Raw genomic sequence first — 20,430 nt, 5'->3', positions numbered from 1 at the left:
AATCACCCATCCAACTCCTTACACATCTTTTCAAATTCTTGATAGTATTTCCAAGAAGCTATAATATCGGGACGATGTTCTTTAATATGAGTAAGTTCATAATCTAGTATGTTTTTAAGATATATTCTTAAATCTTTATTTTCTTTTAGATAATTTAATATATCTTTTTCATTTATAAAATTTGCTTCTTTAAACTCAATTTGCTCTTTTAAAAATATACTAAATTTTAAAAGATAATTTTTAACTTCTTCAAAAAGTTCTTTATGCTCTTTTAAAATTTTAAAATCATTTTCATCTATATAAATACCTAAGTTTTCATAGTAAATATAATCTTTATCTAGTATAAAAGATTTAATATCTATACTACATATAGGGGGAGGGGTATTGGATAATTTTGCTTTTTCAATAATACTTAATTCTATATTTTTTAATAAATAAGGAAAAGTTTTTTTCTCAAGTAAAAGATTAAAAGGAAGTAAATGAGCAAATTTATTCCAAAGCTTGTGTTCAAATTTTTCTTTGTCTTTTATATTGGGTGGATTAAAGTCTAAGGTTTTTGCTAATTTATTCATAGTATCAAAAGCTATTTTACTATCTAATTCTTTACAATCTATATAAAAGATTTTAAATTCTTTTTTACTTTCTAAAAATGCTTTTATGTTGGAATAGTAGTTGAAATTAAGTGTTTTATTTGAATTTTTCCAATATTTTAAAGCTTCTAAACTTGGTTTAATTTCATATTCATCATTCTTTCCTATATAAGAAATTTTAAAAACTTTATCTAAATCATCATTTAAATTTATTATTTTTGTGTTATTGCTAGATTTTCCGTGATTGATAAAAGTTTTAAATCTTGAAATAGGATCTCTTGTTAAAATGAGAATTTTAGTAGGATTAAAAATGCTTACTATATTTGAAATATATTTATTTTCTTTATTCCAAAAAATTAAATCCAAATAACTTTGTGAATTTTTAATCTTTTTAAGTTCATGTTTTGCGGTATAATAACAAGTAAGACTATCTTCAAAAGCAACAATTTTTTTCAAATTACAAAATTGTAAAAAATTTCCTAAAGCCCAATGAGCTGAAACACTATAAGAGCAAAGTATAAATTTATAATTTTTAGGCAAGGGCTTAAAGCATTTTGTATATTTTAAAACTATATGTTTTTCATAAGTTCTTAAAATTTTAAAATATCTATATTCTAACCAAGCTTTTAAACCTTTTTCTTTTAAAAGTTTAAAAGATTTACTTTGCGATAGTGGCTTCATAAAACTATCTCCAAATCACTTTTAAAATCTATTTCACACCAATTTCCATAAATTTCTATTGCTTTAGCATTATTAAATGTATCAATTAAAGCTTGCAGAAAACTTGTCATATACATATTGTTAAAATCTTTTCCATCATAAAAAATATTTTTATCAAGATTATCGTAAAAGCTTAGAACAGAAGATAAAAAATTAGCACTAATTTTAAAAAGTCCTATATATTGCCCTTCTATTTCATCATAACTTTTAGCTTTTTTTCCTAATTCTTTAATAAATCCTTTATTATCAAGTTTTAAAGTTTCAGCATCATCTAAAGGATTTTTAAATCTTTTTTGCCAAAGCTTTCTCCATTCTTTATCTATCACTATAGCCAAATCATCTTTAGCTTGCATAAGTTTTTCTATACTATCTTTAAAATAGATTATATCTGCATAAGAGACAATTAAATCTTCTTTTTGTTCTATGCATTTTTGCAAAAATTCTCTTGCACAAAAAAGAGTTTGAACCATATTTGTATGAGTATAATTTTTATTTTCATAAAAATTATAAAGATTAAATTTATCCTCGATAAATTCTTTTAAAATATTAGATAAGTATCCTCCAACTACTGCTATATCAGAAATTCCAGCTTCTTTTAAAGCTTTAATTTCATAAGAGATTAATGCTTCATTTTGATATTTCACCATGCATTTAGGATTATTTTTTGTTAGAGGCATAAGTCTTGATCCAAATCCTGCTGCTAAAATAATTGCTTTCATTTGTTTTCCTTTATTGTATTAAGCCATTGTTTCAAAATTTTTGTATTATTGAGTCCATTTTTTCTTTCTATATGCCACATTAAACCAAAAATATTTTTATCCTTATGTCTAAAAGCTTCTATACTTTGATCTTCTGCTCTAGCTAAAATTTCTAAATCCTCACCTAAATTTACAATAGCATAATTATGAAAGGAATTGCTTATAAAAGAATTTTTATCATTTAAAATCACTTTGTGATTTCCTACGTGATTAGAAAGCATTTGTAGTGAAGAATTAAAAAAATAAGCTATCATTTGCGCCCCACGACAAATTCCTAAAAGTGGGGTATTTGTTTTTAAACAATATTTAATAATTTTTTCTTCATAAATATCTCTTTTTTTAGACAAAAAACTTTCTTTAAATATACTTAAATCATTGCCTCCGCTTAAAATAACAGCTTTTAAGTAAGGAGCATAGCGTTTAAAATCTATTTCATAACTTAAAGCAAGAGGAATAAAATCTTTAAAAAGAGCAGAATTTGAAAATAAATCTCCCCATTCAAGCGCTAAGGCTTCTCTTAATTCTTTATATTTTTCTTCTTCTATTAATCTTTGTGTAATACCTATAAACAAATGATTTGCTCACTTTCACAATCTATGATAAGTTTCTTTGCTTTTAAATATTTTGCAAAATCAACCTCTCCAACACCTATAACAGCTGGTATTGCAAGTTCTGAAGCTCTTATAGCCATATGAGAATTAGCTCCTCCATAACAAGTAATAAAACCAGCGATATTTTTAGTAAATAAATAATCATATCCAGGATCTGCTGCATAAATAAGAACGATTTTACCCTCTAAATCAGTTTCATTTTCTTTTGCTGTTTTAGCATTGATACGCTTTTGAGTAATAAAATTTGGGATAACAGAGCTTGAAGAAAAAGCAAAAATTTGACTAGCTTTATTTAAAAGTGAAGGAAGTTTCAAAGCCAAGGTTAATTCATACTCTTTTTTATGACGTTTAATTTCTTCTAAAAACTGCTCTCTAGGATTTTGAGAATAAAGACTTGAATAAAGATTTAAAATACTTTTTATATCAAGATGTGCCATATCTTCTTTATCTATTTTATAATATTTTCCAAGCTCTTCAATCATAGAAATGCTTTTAGAAAGTAATTTTGTAAAATCAAATTTTACAAGTTCTCTTCCTTCAATAGCATTTTTTAAAAAAGAAAAAAACTCATCTGTATTTATGCTAAATCCATGCTCTTTTAAAAGATTTTGTAATTTCTCTTTTTTATCAATACTAAGAATGAAATCTGATTTTAAATTTTCTTCTTGCTTATAATTTTTTATATCAAAATAAGCTTTAAAATTTTCATCATATCTTGGAGATAAAATATTATAAGTTCCAGCTCTTAAATGTCCAAAAATTTCCAAAAACTCTTGTTTATTTTTTTTATTTAAAGAATTTATTTTAAAACTTAAAGTTTTGCTTATGGTTTCTAAAGAGTTTAAAAAAGCATTTTTTTCTTCTTTAGTAAAAAAATTAATCTCAACTAAAGAATTTAACATTTGCATTGCTACAAACCCAGCTCTTGCAACTCCAGCAAAAGGTAAAGTTCCATAACGCTTGCATTCTTCTAAAAGCCAATAAATTTTATCAATCAAAGAAAAATCAGAATTAATAATATCTTCATAACTTTGTTTTAATTTTTTTGATTTTTCAATATCTTTTAAATAAAGTCCTTTTTTAGAATCTATAATCTCATTTGTAAGTTCAAGTAAAGAAAATTCAAGTCTTTTAATCTCATTTTCATTAAACCCTTCATTCAAAAGAGTTTTAAGTTTATTAGGAGAATTAAAATCATAACAAGAAAATACTATATCAAATTCAACTTTATCATGCAATTCATGATTTTGATCAAGTTTATCAAGATAGAAATTAATTAATTTCTTTGCAATTTTTTCATCTAATTTTTTAGGAATAAAAGAATTAAAAGAAAGTCTTACATCAACATAAGGAATTCCTAAAAAAGAATGTATCAAAGGATGAGATCTTAAATCTCGATAACCATAATTATTTCTTTGATATGCCCAAATATTATCAGTAATTATTTCTTTATACAGACTTAAAGCCAATCTTTTTGGTTTTAAACCTATAATTTCAGCCGGATTCCAATCAGGCATTACACCAAAAAGTGCTTTATCTCCTAGAACTCTTGGACGTTTTTCTTGTAAAGAAATAAATCGTTTATAAAACCTTTCTAAAGATTCTTTTGGTAAAGCTTTAAAAAGATTTATTTTATTTTGCATTACCAAAGGTCTTACTTGCAAACAAAAAAGTTCGCTTTTACCTTTATAAGTTGCAAAAGCAAATTCAATATCTAAAAAATTACAAGAAAATAATTTCTCTAATTCCTTTATCATAGTAATAATTTCTTGATTATTTTCATCTTCAAATTCTAAATAATCTCTATAATGAAAATAAACACAAGCATTATTACTTAAACCATCTGTAATTGAACTATTTGAACCACTTTTATCATAAGAAAGACAATAATAAGGAGCAAAATTATCTTTATCTACACTAAAAGCTACGCCACAAATTTTAATATCTTCTAACATAGGTTGAATAAGAATTTCATCATTTTTTGAAGGCATAGAATTTCCAACTTCTTTTAAAGCTTTTAAAAGATCTTCTTTATCATTTGAAATATTTGCAAGGGATAAAAATGCCCCTGCATTAGAATTCATTGTACTATCTTCACTTTTTGAAGAACTACGAACAATAAGTTTTTTAGAATCTAAAGTCTTAATTTTCTCTAAAACTTCACTAGTTTTATACTCAAGCTCGTTTAAAGAAGTGATAACAAGAGGTAAAACCTTTGCACTTTTTAATTTATCTTGTAAAATAAGTAAATTTTTTGCCTTAGTTTGAAATTCTAGCTTCATTATGATCCTTATTTTTTCTTAGCACTCCAACATCTTGTAGTGTATTTAATATCAAATTCTTTTGGAAGTCTTTCACTCATTTTTAAACTAATTTTTTCAAAAAGCTCTGCTCCCTCTTTTGTTTCTAAATCCCAATAAGGATTTTTAACGCTTTTCCAAGCATTAATATAATTTTCTATACTTTGATGAAAATAAAAATCTTCTTCTATATAAACTATATTATCAAAAAGATCCTTTCTACTTTCAATAATAGGTCTTTGATCTTCTCTTCTAGTTCCTCTTGTATAATTTGGAACAAATTCTAGAATAGTATCTTCAGCAATTTTTTGGATAGGATCATTTAAATCTCTGTGATTCCACATACAAGAAAAATAAGCATCTTTTTTTAACAAACGATAACTTTCTTCTAAAGCTTCATTTCTATCCATCACATTAAAACTACTTCCAAAAGTTACCCAATCAAATTGATTATTTTCTAAAGTAGAATCAACTCCTGTTGCTCTAACCCATTTTATATTTTACCCTTTAGTTCTCTCTATGCCAATTTCTCTCATGGCATCATTTGGCTCTACTGAAACAACTTCACAAGATCTCTCAAGTAACATAATACTAAAATTTCCAGTTCCAGCACCAATATCAGCAACTTTTAAATTTTTATTAATATCTTTTGATTTTGCTAATGTAATTAACATATCTATAGTTTTTGGTTAATTTGGTCTATAACTATAAAATTTTGCATGTTTTATATAATCCCATACTTGCTCTACTAATTTTTGCATTTTATTTCCTTTTTTCATTCTTAAACAAGCTTTGATGAAAAAAGGAAAATTATTTTATGCTTTTCTAACTGTCCAAGCTCTTATTTTATAAGGAATTTCTATACTTTGCATATGTGAAATTTTAGCTTCTATCATATCTAAAATTTCTTTCCATCTTTTTTCACCTGCTTGTGCTTGTATATCATTTACAGAATGCCAAGCTCCAAGATAACGTTCTTTATCCCAAAACTCTTTGTAATCACATTCCATAAAAAAGCAATCTGTGAAATCTCCTGTTGAGACAAGAATTTCTTCCCACTTTTTAACATTTTGCGTCCCACTGCTCACACGATTAAGCTCTGGAATAATATTCTTAATTTCCGTTTCAATTTCATCAAAAACAGAACCTTTTACTATATGGCGTGGATTCCAAATTGCAGTGAAATACCCTCCCCCTGTCAATATACGATTAAATTCAGGGAGTGATTTTTTAGGATCAGTCCAATGGAAAGAACTTGCCATAATAACCCAATCAGCTATACCACCTTCTATATTAGTTTCTTCTCCACTGCCTTTTTTCCAAGTAATATTTGAACAATCTTGAGTATATTTTATCCCCTCTTCTCTCATATTATCATTAGGTTCAACTGCTGTAATATTTAAATTAAACTCATTGGCTAAAATCTTAGTTAATTTTCCTGTTCCAGCCCCAACTTCAACGACATTTAGATTTTGTTTATTTTTATCATTAATACAACGAATTAATTTTTCAATCAACATAGAGCTGTATGCAGGTCTATTATGATAATGTTTTGCAACTTTTGTAAAATCACCTTGCTTCATTAAAATTCCTCATAAGTTTTTAAAATATAAATAAAATATTAAGTTATATCCCCCCCCCCTATTAAATCTAAATTAAACAAGAAGGCAAATTTAGGGTATAAAATTATATAAATATATAATCACACTTTTGCTTTAAATACTTAAAAGCATTAAAGCAAAGATTTAAATTGCTCTAGAGCATCAAGTTGTTCCCAAGGATAATCTTTTTGACCTACTTGCCCACGTGCAGCTACATCAGCATATAAAAAAGTTTCTTTGCTTGGTTTATCAAGATGAAATTTATCTCTTATCCAATTTGGAGTTAAAGCAAAATTTTTCATTATAAAATCACTTAAAACCTCATCATTTATCTTGGTATTTGTCCCCATGCAATCAACACTTACTGAAATTGGCTTAGCAACACCTATAGCATAACTAAGTTGAACTATGCATTTCTTAGCAAGTTTTGCTGCAACTATATTTTTAGCAAGCCATCTTGCTGCATAAAGACCACTTCTATCGACTTTAGTATAATCTTTAGAAGATTGTGCACCACCCCCAATAGGTGAATACCCACCAAAACTATCAACAATAAGTTTTCTTCCGGTTAAACCACTATCATGTAAAGAACTATGATTAACATATTTTCCTGTTGGATTTATCAAAATTCTTGTTTTTTCAAGATTAAAGAGTTCTTTTGGTAAATTTGTGTCTAAAATAAGCTTCATTATCAAAGCTCTTAAATCTTCTATTTTCATACTTTCAATACAAGGCGCAGAAACTACTATAGTATGAATACTTTGTGGCTTGCAATTTTCAAAATTCTCTTTTGTTCCATAATCAATAGTTACTTGAGTTTTAATATCTACTCCAAGTTCATGTGGGTGATCTTTAGCATAAGCATAAACTTTATCACAAAGCATTCTCGCATAAGAAATTGCAGCTGGCATATACTCATCAGCTTCACAACTTGCAAAACCAAACATAATACCTTGATCTCCTGCACCAGTTTCACCATCTTCTTGATCAACACCTTGGTTAATATCTGGACTTTGCTCATTTAAAAATACCATAACCTCGATTTCATCAGGATGCAAACATTGCTCTTTGCTGAAATGTCCTGCTCCATCATAACCTATATTTCTTAAAACATCTTTTACTAAATTGTCATAATCTTGTTTATTAAGTTTGTAATTTGATTTAACCTCTCCTCCAATTACAACTTTATTTCCTGCGACAAAAACCTCACTCGCCACCCTTGAATTTTTGTCATTTTTCAAGAGTATATCCACTATTGTATCAGCGATTATATCAGCACACTTGTCAGGATGACCAGGGCTTACGACTTCTGAAGTGAATAGATACATAAAAGTCCTTTCTAAAAAAATAAAGCTTTATTATAGTCTTATTAAATAAATTTATAGTTAAAATATTTGTAAGATTAAGTTTAGTTTTGTTAGAATGAAATTAATTTTTATACTAATACAAAAGGAAAAAAATGAGGCATCTTATTAGTACAAAAAATTTAAGTAATCAGGAAGTTTTAGATATTTTTAAAGATGCAAAGGATTTTTTAGACAAAAAACCAAGAACGCTATTAGAGGGCAAAAGTATTACAACTATATTTTTTGAAAATTCTACAAGAACACTTTCAAGTTTTGAAAGTGCCGCAAGAAGATTAGGTGCTAGAGTATTGCGTTTAGATGTTGCAAGGAGTAGTTCTAGTAAAGGAGAAACACTTTATGATACAGCAGCTAATTTAGATGCTATGAATCCTAATGCAATAATAATTAGACACTCACATTCAGGAGCGCCTGAAATTTTATCACGCTATATTCATTGTCCTTTGATTAACGCAGGAGATGGAAAACATGCACATCCAACACAAGCTTTGCTTGATTTATTTACAATTTATGAACATTTTGAAGGTGCAGTGCAAGGGAAAAAAATTGCTATTATAGGAGATATTAAAAGCTCTCGTGTTGCAAATTCAAATATTGATCTTTTAACACGCTTTGGAATTAAAATCACTCTAGTTGCACCGCCTCATTTTATGCCAAATTCTAATTTAGAATATACTTATGATGCAAAAAAAGCTATAGAAAAAGCTGATATCATTATGAGCTTAAGAACACAAGTTGAAAGACACGAAAAAATAGTTTATGCTTCACTAAAAGATTATGCTAATAATTTTTGCATTAATTCAAATTTGATTGATGATAAAAAAGTAATTTTATTACATCCTGGTCCTGTTAATAGAAATATTGATATCAGCGATGAAGTAATGAATGATCCAAGGAGTTTAATTTTAAAACAAGTTGAACATGGAGTTGCTATTCGTATGGCTGTTTTAAAAAAATTTATCTTAGAAAATTAAGGAGAAATAAATGCTAGAATGGGATTTAAGTTCATTATTTATAAACGAAAATAAACTTGATGAATTTATGCAAAATTATTTAAAAAAATCATCTGAATTTAAGCTAAAATATGAAAATAATCTTTATAAATTAAATCCTAAAGAATTTTTAGTTTCTTTAAAAGAATATGAAAATCTCAATCTAGTATTACAAAAAATTCTCACTTTTGCTTATTTAACTTTTGCAAAAGATACAACAAAAGGTTCTTTTTATGCAAAATATGAAGAAGAATGCAAAAAAATTGAAGAGAATATACTTTTTTTTGAACTAGAATTTTGCGATTTAAAGCAAGAAAAATCACAAGAATTTATTAATTTTTGCAAAGACTATAGCTTTTATCTTGATAATTTAATTAAAAACAAACAATATAATCTATCAAAAAAAGAAGAAAGAATTTTATTACAGCTTTCAAATACTGGAGCAAATGCTTTTGCAAGACTTTTTGATGAAAGTATGAGTGCTTTAAAAATTCCTTTTGAAGGGAAAAAATTAAGTGAAGAAGAGATTTTAAGCAAACTTTATCATCACGATAGAAAGATACGTAAAAAAGCAGCTAAAAAATTCACTAAAAGTTTAGAAAAAAATTCTCTACTTTTAACCTTTATTTTCAATATGGTAAAAACCCAAAGACAAATAATTTGTAATTTAAGAGGTTATGAAAATTACGAACTTCCAAGACATATAAGTAATCAAATTTCACAAAAAAGCGTTGATACTTTAATTTTAAGTGCTCAAAAAAATTTTCATCTTGTTTCTAAATTTTATAAAAGAAAAAAACAAATTTTAGGTTTTAATAAATTAAAAGATTATGACAGATATGCACCTATTGGCAAAGAAGCCCATTTTGACTTTAAGGAAGCTAAAAAAATAGTTTTAAATGCTTTTGGAACTTTTTCTAAAGAATTTAAAGATATAGCACAAGAAGCCTTTGATAAAGGTTGGCTTGATGTATATCCAAAAAATAAAAAACAAAGTGGAGCATTTTCTCATCCAGCAACACCTGATTCTCATCCTTTTATTTTATTAAATTATACTAACCAAAGACGTGATCTTTTTACCCTTGCACACGAATTAGGACACACTATACACCAAAAACTTTCTTATAAAGTAAGTTTTTTAAACCAAAATACTCCTTTAACTACTTCTGAAATGGCTTCTGTTTTTGCTGAAATGCTTGTTTTTGATTATATTAAAGACAGACTTAATAAAGAAGAATTATTAGCCCTTTATGCAGCTAAAATTGAAGATATTTTTGCCACTTTTTATAGACAAATTAATTTTACTTGTTTTGAAAGACGTATTTATAAAGAAAAAAATGAATTAAGCAAAGATAAAATTGATAGAATTTGGCTTGAAGAATCTCAAAAAATGTTTGGAGATAGCGTTATTTTAACTAAAAACTATGCTTGCTGGTGGTCTTATATCCCTCATTTTATACATTCGCCATTTTATTGTTATGCTTATGCTTATGCACAACTTTTAGTCTTAGCTCTTTATGGACTTTATAAAAGCAATAAATGTTCTAATTTTAAAGAATTGTATCTTAAGATGTTAAGTTCAGGAGGTAGTATTAGCCCTAAAGATCTCATAGCTTCATTTGGTTTTGATATAGAAAGTAAAAATTTCTGGGAAATAGGCATTAAAGAAATTGAAAAATTAATTAATGATTTTATTAATTTTAAATAGTCTTTTATTTAAGGAAAAATTATGATAGAAAAGCTTTTGCAAGATAATGATTTTATAAAATTAATGCAACAACACTGCTATGAAATTATCCAAACTTTAATTGAAAAAAATATAGAATTTTCTATAGTTTGCAATACAAAATATATTCAGTTTAATCCCGAACTTCCTAAACATTTAGATCTAAGCGAAAATCCTTATACACTTTTTGCTTTAGCAGGATATACCTTTACTTCTATCAAATTAGATAAAGAATACATTCATTTTCATGCAGGATTTGGAGCAGATGATTTTGCTACTTTTGTTAAAGTTGATTTAGGAGCTATCACTCAAATCCAAATTGAAAATAATGCTATATTTATCAATTTTAGTTTCTATAAAAGAAAAGATGAAAATCTTGCCAAAAAATCAATAGATTTATTTTTAAATAATCCTAAAAATAAAGATATCTTTAAAAAATGATTTTTAAAGATTTAAACCAAAGCCAAAAAGAGGCTATTAAACATATAGATGGACCTATGCTTATTTTAGCAGGAGCAGGAAGTGGAAAAACAAAAACTATTACAACAAGACTTGCTTATTTAATTGATGAAGTTGGCATTCCTGCGCAAAATACTTTAACTTTGACTTTCACCAATAAAGCAGCTAATGTTATGAAAACTAGGGCTTTAAATTTGATGAAAAATTCCAAGAATCAAAATCCTTTATTATGCACTTTTCATAAATTCGGTCTTTTATTTTTAAGAATGCATATAGAAAAATTGGGGCGTAAAAATAATTTTATCATTATTGATACTGAAGATAAAAAAAAGATTATTAAAGAACTTATAAATGAAGATTTAAATGCTTCAAATCTTTCCAATTATATTTCATATTTAAAAAATCATTCTAAAAATGTAGAAATGGTTTTTAATGATTTAAATCTTTACAAAAATGAAGAGGAAAAATTTAAAAAATTTGAGAAATTAGCTCTTTGTTATAAAAATTATCAAAACTATCTTTTAAAAAATAATTTTGTTGATTTTGATGATTTATTAATGTTAAGCAATATAATTTTAGAAAGTGATCAAAATTTTGCCAAAGAACAAAGCACACTTTATCACTATATCACAGTAGATGAATATCAAGATACCAATGCTTTACAATATAAAATTCTAAAAAATCTTTGTTTAATACACGAAAATATTTGTGTCGTAGGTGATGATGATCAAAGTATTTATGGATGGCGTGGTGCAAAAATCGAAAATATTTTAAATTTTCAAAGCGAATTTAAAAATGTAAAACTTGTAAAACTTGAACAAAATTATAGATCAGTAGGAAATATCTTAAATGCTGCCAATAAACTTATAAAAAACAATGATAAAAGATTAGGTAAAGAACTTATTTGCACTAAAGATCAAGGAGAACAAATTAAGATCGATGAAGCGCAAGATGAAAAAGAAGAAAGTCTTAAAATAGCAAAACATATAAAAACATTACTCCAACAAGGAGTTGATGCCAGCGAGATTGCTGTTTTATTTCGCATTAATGCTCTTTCGCGCGCCTTAGAAGAGGCACTTAATAAAGAAAAAATTCCTTTTAAACTTTTAAGTGGAATTAAATTCTATGAAAGAGCTGAAATTAAAGATATTATTTCTTATCTTAGACTTCTAATCAATCTTAATGATGATTATTCTTTGAAACGTATCATAAATAGACCAAGAAGAAATTTTGGTTCTACAAGTTTAAAAAAATTAGAAGATTATGCACAAAAAGAAAAAATCTCATTATTTGAAGCTCTTAATAATCTTGATCAAAGCGAATTTTTTCCTAAAAAAACACAAAAAGAAATTCATCTTTTTTTAGAACACATAAAAGCTTTACGAGAATGTAGCAATTTAAAAGAACTCATTAATCAACTAGAAGAAAAAATAAAACTCAAAGATTTTTATCAAAATCAAGCAGATTCTGAAGATAAAATTTCTAATATTGATGAGTTTTATGCAAGTCTTAAAGATAAAATTAAAGAAGGATATTACGAAAATTTAGATGATATCTTAAATGAAATTGCACTTTTAAGTGATCAAGATGATCTTAGTGAAAAAAGCATTAATATAATGAGTATCCACTCAAGCAAAGGACTTGAATTTGATCATATTTTTATTATGGGATTAGAACAAGGTATATTTCCATTATTAAATGATACAAGCGATATTGAAGAAGAAAGACGCTTAGCATACGTTGCTATTACAAGAGCTAAAAAATATCTTTATCTTAGTTTTGCACATTCAAGATTTCATAAAGGCATAAGAATGCCATTTAAAAAAAGTCAATTTCTTGAAGAAAGCTGCTTAAATCTTAAAAATTTAAAAAAAGAAAGTATTTCACAAGGACATATTTTACAAGAAAAAGAAATAGGATTTAAAAAAGGAGATTTAATTAAACATAAAATTTTTGGGATAGGAAGAATTATTGAGGTTCAAAAAAGTAAAAATGAAGAAAAACTCAGTATTAATTTTGGTGGTATCACTCGTAATATCTTATCTTCTTTTGTGGAAAAAATAGTATGAATAAACTTTTTGTCGGCTATAAACCAAGCGGAATGAGTTCAAATGCTTTTTTAAATTCTATTAAGAAAAAATATAAAGTAAAAAAAGCAGGTTATTCAGGAACGCTTGATCCCTTTGCTAAAGGGGTTTTAATTATAGCTTTTAATCAATTTAGCAAACTTTTTCGCTTTCTAAAAAAAACTCCAAAAATTTATAGGGCTACTCTTTGGCTTGGGGTTAAGTCTTTAAGCTTAGATGATAAAAATATCACACAAGTAAAAATAATCAATTCTTACAATCTTGATTTTTTAGAGAAAATTAAAAATGAACTTTTAGGAGAAATTGAATTTATCCCTCCTCAATTTAGTGCAAAAAGAATTCAAGGTAAAAGAGCTTATGAATTTGCAAAAAAAGGACAAAATGTAGAACTTAAACCTTGTAAAATGTATATTTATGAATGTAAAATTTTACATTATAATCATCCTTTTTTAACTATAGAACTTTCAGTGAGCGAAGGAGCTTATATTAGATCTTATTGTGAAATTTTTGCTAAAAAAATAGGAATAAATGCAACATTAAGTGCTCTTGAACGTATTAAAGAAGGTGAGTTTTTTTATAACAATGAAAAAAGTTTAAATGTGCTACAATATTTAAATTTAAAAAAAAATTTCCTTAAAGATAGCGATAAATTAGAAAATGGAATAAAAATTGATATCAAAGAATTAACATATCAAGAAAATGGTACTTACTATCTTGAAGAAAAAAATTTTTTTTCAATTATTAACATTGAAAATAATAAAGTAAATTACATTTTAAATAAGGTTGCAAAATGTTAATATTATCACGAAAAGAAAATGAAAGTATAAAAATTGGTGAAGATATAGAAATTAAAATTGTTCAAACTGGAAAAGGTTATGCAAAAATAGGCATAGAAGCACCAAAATCCTTAATGATACTTAGAAAAGAACTCATTACACAAATTAAAGATGAGAATTTACATTCAGTTGTCCAAAAAGAAATCAAACTTGATGATCTTAGCAAGAAACTAAAAAAATGAAAGCTTATGCTAAAGCAAATATTTTTTTAAAACTTATTGGCTTAGATAAAAGATCTTATCATTTATTAAAATCTCGTTTTATTTTAATAGAAGATCTTTTTGATGAACTTTTAATCATAAATCAAAAAACACAAGAAGGATTTGAGCTCATTAGCGATTTTGTATGCGAAAATAATATCATCGAAAAAGCTTATCATTTGCTTTGCAATTATGGATATAAATCTGAATTAGAAGAATTTTTTAAAAACAAAAGTCTTAAGCTCATCAAAAATATCCCAACTTGTGCAGGTCTTGGCGGAGGAAGCTCAGATGCGGCAAGTTTTTTACTAATGATGAATGAAGAATTAAATTTAAAAATTTCTAAAGAAAAACTTATAAATTTAAGCTTGCAATTAGGTAGTGATGTGGCTTTTTTCTTAAGTGGTTATAAAAGTGCCAATGTTAGCGGTTGTGGAGAGATTATCGAAGAAATTTATGATGATATTCCAAATTTAGAATTTGCTTTCCCAGAAATTCGCTGCCATACAAAAGAGGTTTATAAACAATTTGATAAAACTTCTTTTGATTTTTCAAAAAATTTTGAAGAAGCTAAAAACTATGAAAAATTAAATACTAAAGAGCTTTTAGAAAGATTTAATAATTTCAAGCTTAATGATTTATTTACTCCTTGTGTAATTTTATATCCTAAAATGAAAGAATATTTAACTAATAATTTTTTCTTAAGCGGTAGTGGAAGTAGTGTTTTTAAGGTTAAAAAATGAAAAAAAATATTGCAAGAAATAAAAAAGCTTTATTTGATTATACTATTTTAGAAACCTTTGAAGCTGGAATTGTTTTAAAAGGGAGTGAAGTTGTAGCATTAAGACAAGCTAGGACAAATCTAAAAGATTCTTTTGTTCGCATTATTAAAGGGGAGCTTTATTTACTTAATGCCCATATTTCTCATCTTAATACAACACATTCTCATTACAAACATGAAGAAAGGGCGCCAAGAAAACTTCTAATGCACAGAAGACAAATAGACAAACTTTTAGGAAAGGTAAGTGTAGAAGGTTATGCTTTAGTGATTTTGGATCTATACTTTAATATTAAAAATAAAGTTAAGGCAACCTTAGCATTAGCTAAAGGAAAAAATTTACATGATAAACGTGAAACTTTAAAGAAAAAACAAGCTGATTTAGAGGCAAAAATGGCTATAAAAAATTATAAAGGATAAAGATGAAAAATAAATATACTTTATTAGTTTTATTATTACTAGGTTATTTTATCAGTGCTTGTTCTAATAATGAAGAAAAAATTCAAAATGATTTTTTATTTAAAGAATATAATCAAGGTGATAAAATTGTTTTAAATAGCGTAAATGGTGGAAGTAAAACTTTAATAAGAACTCAAAAAGGTTTTATCATAGAAGGAGATGAAAATAAAGTACTTATGTTTGATTTTTTTGGAACTTTTTGCACACCTTGTAAAGAAGAAGCACTTGAACTAAGCACTTTATGGAAAAATAACACTAAACAATTTTTTATTATAGGCTTAACACATTTTGAAGATGTAAGTGATGCTGAAGTTAAAAAATTTGCTGATGATTATGGAGCTTATTATTTTTTAAGTAATTCTAATGAAAATAGTAGAATTATTGCACAAATTTTAAAAGATATTAATTATCAAAGCATGGAACAACTTCCTTTTAAAGTCGTTTTAAAAAATGGAATTTATCAAGAATTAACTGATTATTGGAATGAAGGTAAAAAAACTTATTTTTATTTAGGAAAAATTCCTACAAGCTTAATGCAACAAGATTTAAATTTAATTTATGAGAAAAAATAATGGCAAAAACTCAAATTTTAGAACATACAAAATTAAAAGAACCAAAAATGTTTAAAGTTTTACTTTTAAATGATGATATTACTACGATGGATTTTGTTATAGAAATTTTAATGAATATTTTTCATCATAGTTTTGAAGTGGCTAATAATATTATGCTTGAAGTTCATTGCAATGGTTCAGGTGTATGCGGAATTTATACGCAAGAAATTGCCCTTTCAAAGCAAAAACAAGTTTCAAATGCTGCCTTAATGGCTAATTTTCCATTAAAAACTAGAGTAGAAGAAGAATGAAATATCAAGAAGAATTAAAAAAATTTTTAGAAAATGCTAAACACCTAAGTAGTATAAATCATCACGAATTCGTTACTTGCGAACACGTATTATTTGTTCTTTTAAAATTAAGTGAAAACTTTAAAGAAATATTTAATGAACTAGGCAATAATGATTTTACACTTTTAGAAAATGAACTCAAAAATTATATTGCTCAAAAAAATCAAATTTTAAATAAAGAAGTTATACCTGAATTTTCTTTAGTGTTAGAAGAAATTTTATTTAAAGCCAAAAAAGAAAATCCTTTACAAGAAATCACAATTATTGACTTTTTAGACCAACTTTTACAAGATGATAGAACCTATTGTAATTTTTTACTTCAAAAATATGGTTTAAATCTTGATAAAATTCAGCAAATTAAAAATTCAAGTCAATTAGATAATCTTAATACCTTTGCAAGTGATTTAATAACCTTAGCAAAAGAAGGAAAAATAGATCCTTTAATTGGTAGAAATTTTGAACTACAAAGAATTATACAGATTCTTTGCAGACGCAAAAAAAATAACCCTATTTTAGTAGGAGAAGCTGGAGTTGGTAAAACAGCTATTGTGGAAGGATTAGCCTTAGCAATTTATGAAAAAAAAGTTCCTAAACAATTACTTGATGTAAAAATTTATAGCCTTGATTTAGCCAGTCTTTTATCTGGAACAAAATACAGAGGAGATTTTGAAAAAAGAATTAAAGATATTTTAAACGAACTTAGTTCTATACCTAATGCTATTTTATTTATAGATGAAATTCATACTATTGTTGGAGCTGGAGCTGGAAATGATTCTTATACTGATTTTTCCAATCTTTTAAAACCAGCTCTTAGTAATGGGGGATTAAAATGTATTGGTGCTACAACATTTATAGAATATAAAAATACTTTTGATAAAAATAAAGCCTTGAGCCGTCGTTTTGCTAAAATTGATATTGATGAACCTACAGAAGCTGAATGTTTTCTTATACTTCAGGGTTTAAGACCTAAATATGAGAAATTTCATAATATAAAATTTAATGATGATATACTCAAATCAAGTATAAAATGGAGTAAAAAATTTTTTAATGATAAATTCTTGCCAGATTGTGCTATTGACCTTATTGACGAACTAGGTGCTTCATTTGCACTTGAAAAAAAAGCGAAGAAAAATGCAACTTTAAAAGATTTAGAACTAACATTAGCAAAAATGACTAAATCTCATAAAATTTTTGAATTTGATCAAAATAGTGCCTTAATCAAACTAGCTTCTAATTTAAAATCTGTTATTTTTGGACAAGATGAAGTTATTGATAGTGTTTGCAAAACCCTTAAACAAAGTTATGTAGGATTTAAAAATCAAAACACACCAAAAGGAGTTTTTCTTTTTACTGGTTCAAGCGGAGTAGGAAAAACAGAACTTTGTAAAAATTTAGCTAAATTTTTAGGACTTCATTTAGAAAGATTTGATATGAGCGAATATGCTGAAAAACACGCTCTAAGCAAACTTATAGGATCTCCTGCTGGATATATTGGTTATGAAGATGGCGGGATTTTAAGCAATGCAATTAGAAAAAATCCTTTTAGTGTAGTTTTATTTGATGAAATTGAAAAAGCTCATCCTGATCTTAGTAATACTTTTTTGCAAATATTTGATAATGCAAGCTTAACAGATAATAGTGGAATGAAGATAGATTTTCAAAATACTATTATTATTATGACTTCAAATCTTGGCTTAAAAGATTATAATGAATTAGGTTTTCTAAGTCAAAAAGAAGAAAAAAATAATAGAGCTATCAAAGATTTTTTTGCCCCTGAATTTATCAATCGTATCGATAAAATTTTACACTTTAATGATTTAAATGATGATATCTTAAGTAAAATTGTTCAAAAAGAAATTAGTGAAATTTCAAAGAATTTGGCTATTACTTTAGACATTGACACAAAAGCTAAAATTTATCTAGCTAAAAAAGCTTATAATAAAGAATTCGGAGTCCGATTACTAAAACGCATTATAGCTGAAGAAATCGGAGAAAAAATAAGTGATGAAATTCTCCAAGGAAAACTTAAAAGCGAAAAAATAAAAATCAAACTTAATAAAAATGGAAAACTTCAATTTATATACTAAACTTTTAAAAGCTCCAAAAGATAGTCCTGTATTTTTAACCTCCAAATTGGAAGAAGAATTTATACTTAAGGCTTATACTTTTGGATTATTTCCTTGGACTAGTAATCCAGTAACTTGGTGGTGTCCAGATCCTAGATGTATTCTTTTACCCGAAGAAATTCATATACAAAAAAATATGAAAAAATTTTTTAAAAAATATAGCATTAAACTTAATTTTAATTTTTTAAATTTAATAAAACTTTGTAAAAATACTAGAGAGCAAAGCTGGATAAATGATGATTTTATATACACATATACCAATCTTTTTAATCTAGGATATGCCCACTCTTTAGAAGTTTATAAAGATGATATTTTAGTAGGTGGAATTTATGGACTAATAATAGGAAAGGTATTTTTTGGTGAAAGTATGGTAGGAGTAGAAAAAAATGTATCAAAAATAGCCTTAATTAAGCTATGTGAATTATTAAAACCTTATGATTTTTTAATAGATTGCCAAGTTTATAATTCCCATTTAAAATTCATGGGAGCTAAAAATATTCCAAGAGAGCGATTTTTAAAAATATTAAGCGAGAAAATTCAACTAAATAGTGGATTTAAAAATTTTAAAAATCTTTTATAACTATTTTTTATATTTATAATTTATTACATATTTAATAAATTATAATTTATATAAATTTGCTAATCCTAATAAAATCATTTTAATACCCATTGCCACTATAAAAACTTGAACTATTCTAGAAAAAACATGTAGAATAAGTTTTCCAAAAATTTTTTCTATTGTTGCCGCAAAATGAAATAAAAAAAACATAAACATAAAAGCTAAAATAGTAGCACCTAATGCTATTTCTAAACCACTATCTTCACGAATAACTATAACAGCAGCTAAAGTTCCAGGTCCCACAAGCATAGGAAATGCCATAGGAATAAGGCTTTTTCTTAAAAAATCTTTTTCACTTAAATCTTGGTAATATGAAAAATCCTCAACAACAATCGAAGTAGAAAAAAGCAAATTTCTAATTGCCATAATCATAAGAATTAAGCCACCAGCTATTCTTAAATGATCCAAATCAATTCTAAAAATATAAATCATTAAATAAGATCCAGAAAATAAAAAAACAAGAACAATTAAACAAGCAGTATAAAGAATATTTCTAAAAAGTTTTTTACGCATAGAAGTTGGCAAACCTTCACTCATAGCAATAAACTGTGTTAAATTTCCAAAAGGATTTAATACAGCAAGCAAAGCAATAGCAGAAACTAATATTAAATGAAATTCTGATTCTAATTCGGCAAACATCTCAAAGCTTAATTATAACAATTATTTAATATTATTAGTAATTTTTACCAAATCACCTTTTGCAAAAGGTTTTAAATCTTTATATGATATCTTAAAAAAATCCAAATTTCTTCCAACCTCTGCCAATAAAATGCGTAAATTAATATAAAGACTATCTTCCTTAAAGGATACATCTTGTTCAAGAATGTTAAAATTATAATTATTTTTAAAAAAATCTAAATTAGCCAAATCATATCTTTTATGAATTTCAAAATAATTCTTAAGTTTTTTTGTAATTAATTTCTTAAAGGCAATATTGTTTTTAACAAGATCTTTTAAAATATAAGTTTTTATTTTTTTATTTTTAAGATCAAGTGCAAAACCGCTCTCATAAAAAGAAGGATGAGCTGCAAAACTATAAGAATAGCTTACAAAATTATCAAAAAACATCATATCTTTGGTAATATAAGTAATTTTTAAAGTATTATTAAAATCTTTGCCATATACATTAAGAAAATCTTTTTTAAAAAAATTATCTTCATCTTGTAAAATTTTTTCTAAACTTTTATCTAAAGTTATAGAATTTAAATCTTTATTAAATTTCTGATTTTCAAAACTACCTAAAGTAATATTTAAATCTGGTATAAAAAATAAATTATTATTATAAGAATTTAATGCTTTAACT

20 protein-coding genes and 1 pseudogene are annotated in these 20,430 nt (G+C 25.9%); 12 read left to right on the top strand and 9 right to left on the bottom strand.

Annotated features, from left to right (window positions below):
* Nucleotides 1-2: 2 nt before the first annotated feature.
* From JG676_RS06710 to metK, 7 genes and pseudogenes are all read right to left on the bottom strand, one after another.
* Nucleotides 3-1,271 (bottom strand): DUF2972 domain-containing protein, encoded by a 1,269-nt coding sequence (locus JG676_RS06710; RefSeq protein WP_200217723.1) that lies wholly within the window; start codon nt 1,269-1,271, stop codon nt 3-5.
* Nucleotides 1,268-2,029 carry a sugar phosphate nucleotidyltransferase gene (locus tag JG676_RS06705; protein WP_200217722.1) on the bottom strand — a complete coding sequence of 254 codons (762 nt, stop codon included), beginning with the start codon at nt 2,027-2,029 and terminating at the stop codon, nt 1,268-1,270. The genes JG676_RS06710 and JG676_RS06705 overlap by 4 nt, the downstream gene beginning before the upstream one ends.
* Nucleotides 2,026-2,640 carry a gamma-glutamyl-CDP-amidate hydrolase gene (locus tag JG676_RS06700; RefSeq protein ID WP_200217721.1) on the bottom strand — a complete coding sequence of 205 codons (615 nt, stop codon included), beginning with the start codon at nt 2,638-2,640 and terminating at the stop codon, nt 2,026-2,028. Before JG676_RS06700 ends, JG676_RS06705 begins: the two co-directional genes overlap by 4 nt.
* The gene (locus JG676_RS06695) at nt 2,631-4,961 is read right to left on the bottom strand and encodes a PEP-utilizing enzyme (protein ID WP_200217720.1); all 2,331 of its coding nucleotides are present in this window, start codon (nt 4,959-4,961) and stop codon (nt 2,631-2,633) included. The genes JG676_RS06700 and JG676_RS06695 overlap by 10 nt, the downstream gene beginning before the upstream one ends.
* 8 nt (nt 4,962-4,969) lie before the next feature.
* Nucleotides 4,970-5,740: pseudogene (locus JG676_RS06690) on the bottom strand (class I SAM-dependent methyltransferase).
* 54 nt (nt 5,741-5,794) lie between these two features.
* The gene (locus JG676_RS06685) at nt 5,795-6,562 is read right to left on the bottom strand and encodes a class I SAM-dependent methyltransferase (RefSeq protein WP_200217719.1); all 768 of its coding nucleotides are present in this window, start codon (nt 6,560-6,562) and stop codon (nt 5,795-5,797) included.
* Nucleotides 6,563-6,711: 149 nt separating this feature from the next.
* Complete coding sequence (gene metK, locus JG676_RS06680) at nt 6,712-7,908, bottom strand: methionine adenosyltransferase (RefSeq protein ID WP_200217718.1); 1,197 nt, start codon at nt 7,906-7,908, stop codon at nt 6,712-6,714.
* Nucleotides 7,909-8,039: 131 nt separating this feature from the next.
* Between metK and JG676_RS06675 the strand changes: the two genes are divergently transcribed.
* The 12 genes from JG676_RS06675 to aat are packed head-to-tail and all read left to right on the top strand — an operon-like array spanning nt 8,040 to nt 19,088.
* The gene (locus tag JG676_RS06675) at nt 8,040-8,918 is read left to right on the top strand and encodes an aspartate carbamoyltransferase catalytic subunit (protein WP_200169454.1); all 879 of its coding nucleotides are present in this window, start codon (nt 8,040-8,042) and stop codon (nt 8,916-8,918) included.
* A 10-nt stretch (nt 8,919-8,928) separates the two neighbouring features.
* Nucleotides 8,929-10,644, top strand: a complete 1,716-nt coding sequence (locus tag JG676_RS06670) for a M3 family oligoendopeptidase (protein WP_200217717.1) — start codon at nt 8,929-8,931, stop codon at nt 10,642-10,644.
* A gap of 21 nt (nt 10,645-10,665) precedes the next feature.
* Nucleotides 10,666-11,103 (top strand): hypothetical protein, encoded by a 438-nt coding sequence (locus JG676_RS06665; RefSeq protein ID WP_200169456.1) that lies wholly within the window; start codon nt 10,666-10,668, stop codon nt 11,101-11,103.
* Complete coding sequence (locus JG676_RS06660; RefSeq protein ID WP_200217716.1) at nt 11,100-13,190, top strand: ATP-dependent helicase; 2,091 nt, start codon at nt 11,100-11,102, stop codon at nt 13,188-13,190. Before JG676_RS06665 ends, JG676_RS06660 begins: the two co-directional genes overlap by 4 nt.
* Complete coding sequence (gene truB / locus JG676_RS06655; RefSeq protein WP_200217715.1) at nt 13,187-14,005, top strand: tRNA pseudouridine(55) synthase TruB; 819 nt, start codon at nt 13,187-13,189, stop codon at nt 14,003-14,005. Before JG676_RS06660 ends, truB begins: the two co-directional genes overlap by 4 nt.
* A complete protein-coding gene (gene csrA / locus JG676_RS06650; RefSeq protein WP_200169459.1) occupies nt 13,999-14,226 on the top strand; it encodes a carbon storage regulator CsrA in 228 nt (75 codons plus the stop codon). Before truB ends, csrA begins: the two co-directional genes overlap by 7 nt.
* Nucleotides 14,223-14,987 (top strand): 4-(cytidine 5'-diphospho)-2-C-methyl-D-erythritol kinase, encoded by a 765-nt coding sequence (locus JG676_RS06645; protein WP_200217714.1) that lies wholly within the window; start codon nt 14,223-14,225, stop codon nt 14,985-14,987. Before csrA ends, JG676_RS06645 begins: the two co-directional genes overlap by 4 nt.
* Nucleotides 14,984-15,442 carry an SsrA-binding protein SmpB gene (gene smpB / locus JG676_RS06640; RefSeq protein WP_200217713.1) on the top strand — a complete coding sequence of 153 codons (459 nt, stop codon included), beginning with the start codon at nt 14,984-14,986 and terminating at the stop codon, nt 15,440-15,442. The genes JG676_RS06645 and smpB overlap by 4 nt, the downstream gene beginning before the upstream one ends.
* Nucleotides 15,443-15,444: 2 nt before the next feature.
* On the top strand, nt 15,445-16,053 hold the full coding sequence (locus tag JG676_RS06635) for a TlpA family protein disulfide reductase (RefSeq protein WP_200217712.1): 609 nt from the start codon (nt 15,445-15,447) through the stop codon (nt 16,051-16,053).
* Complete coding sequence (locus tag JG676_RS06630) at nt 16,053-16,343, top strand: ATP-dependent Clp protease adaptor ClpS (RefSeq protein ID WP_200169463.1); 291 nt, start codon at nt 16,053-16,055, stop codon at nt 16,341-16,343. The genes JG676_RS06635 and JG676_RS06630 overlap by 1 nt, the downstream gene beginning before the upstream one ends.
* Nucleotides 16,340-18,469 carry an AAA family ATPase gene (locus JG676_RS06625; RefSeq protein ID WP_200217711.1) on the top strand — a complete coding sequence of 710 codons (2,130 nt, stop codon included), beginning with the start codon at nt 16,340-16,342 and terminating at the stop codon, nt 18,467-18,469. The genes JG676_RS06630 and JG676_RS06625 overlap by 4 nt, the downstream gene beginning before the upstream one ends.
* Nucleotides 18,444-19,088: a leucyl/phenylalanyl-tRNA--protein transferase gene (gene aat / locus JG676_RS06620; RefSeq protein WP_200217710.1), complete on the top strand. Its 645-nt coding sequence runs from the start codon at nt 18,444-18,446 to the stop codon at nt 19,086-19,088. Before JG676_RS06625 ends, aat begins: the two co-directional genes overlap by 26 nt.
* A gap of 39 nt (nt 19,089-19,127) precedes the next feature.
* On the opposite strand, the gene JG676_RS06615 is transcribed toward aat, so the two are convergent.
* Nucleotides 19,128-19,766, bottom strand: coding sequence for a MarC family protein (locus tag JG676_RS06615; RefSeq protein WP_200169466.1), 639 nt, complete (start codon nt 19,764-19,766; stop codon nt 19,128-19,130).
* Between the two features lie 21 nt (nt 19,767-19,787).
* On the bottom strand, nt 19,788-20,430 hold a 643-nt coding region (locus JG676_RS06610; RefSeq protein WP_200217709.1), incomplete at its 5' end, for a hypothetical protein.

The organism is Campylobacter sp. 2018MI34, from assembly GCF_016598975.1.
In the GTDB taxonomy this organism is placed as follows: Bacteria; Campylobacterota; Campylobacteria; order Campylobacterales; family Campylobacteraceae; genus Campylobacter_D.
Note: the sequence above shows the minus strand (reverse complement) of the source record. Positions and strands in the feature narration are given on the sequence as shown.